This is a genomic window from Mesorhizobium sp. M2C.T.Ca.TU.002.02.1.1, from assembly GCF_003997225.1.
On record NZ_RZTO01001281.1, the window covers coordinates 1 to 1,057 of the forward strand.

Genomic DNA, 1,057 nt, shown 5'->3' on the forward strand with positions numbered 1-1,057 from the left:
ACGGATGCCTCAACACCGGAAACAACGGCGGGATCAATTTGCCGGGAAGAAAGCCGGCCCGACTATGCGCACCGGCTTTGCATCTGACGGAGCAACCGCCTCGGACCGTGCGATCGAGCTGGTGGTATTCGCTTCCGCGCCCCGAGCGCTGCTCGACGGAATATCCGAGACCGTGCCCAGATCCGGCCTTGATGTCGGCAAGGGAATGACGGCGTTTTCCATGTTACCCTGCGTCACCGTGCGCGCCCTGAGCTCGGCCACGCGCTCGGAGTAGCGCTTGAGGTCGCAGGCCTTGAATTCGGCGGCGTCGCGATAGCGGAAGGCGGTTGGCAGCTCGGTATAGGGCTTGCGCGTGTCGACCGCCACCATCTGGTCTGTCTCGAGGCTCGGATCGCTCAGCGTATAGAGATCGACGCCCGCATCGTCGCAGATGTAGCGGCATTGATCGACCGTATCCTCGCGGTCCCTGGCCCGCGCGAATTGCGAGTTCGGCGCCGGGAAGAAATAGCCGTCGGAGAGGCGGACGCAAAACAGCAGCGCGTTCCCGCCGGACGTCGGGGCGGAAGCCTCCGTGTCGGACGCCTGCTGGGGCGCCTGCTGCCGCTTGGGAGCCGCCTGACAACCGAGGGCGACGTATCTCGCCTGCAACGCGGAGGAGTCGCGGCCGGAATTGCCGATGCTGGCGATCCGGCGCTGCACCTCGGTCCGGCTCCGCACGAGATCCCCGCAGGCATTGAAGAAGCCCCCGACAGCGCTGCTGGCGGTGCATCGGCGCTGCCTCTCCAGCCCTTGGATCGCGGCAAGCTGGCGCCGCAGTTGCGCAAGCTCGGGGCCCGCCGAGTCACGACCGCTGGACAGTATCTGCCTTCTCAGCGTCGAGCAAGCATCGGCATAAGAAACCTGCGTCGCCGCCAAGATCGCTGTGACCATCAGGAATGGTATCTTAAGGAACCGTAACCTCGTCATCGGGCGCCACCCTTGTTCGAAAAACGAGTTCGACTTAATCAATGTCGGCTAATTGAGAAAATACTTATGTATATAAAGGTTAGCCTGAGCC

The 1,057-nt window shown here is 63.1% G+C and carries 1 protein-coding gene; it reads right to left on the minus strand.

Going from position 1 to position 1,057, the window contains the following annotated elements:
* Positions 1-33 precede the first annotated feature (33 nt).
* Positions 34-930, minus strand: a complete 897-nt coding sequence (locus EOD07_RS35480) for a DUF2865 domain-containing protein (RefSeq protein WP_245470620.1) — start codon at positions 928-930, stop codon at positions 34-36.
* Positions 931-1,057: the final 127 nt, after the last annotated feature.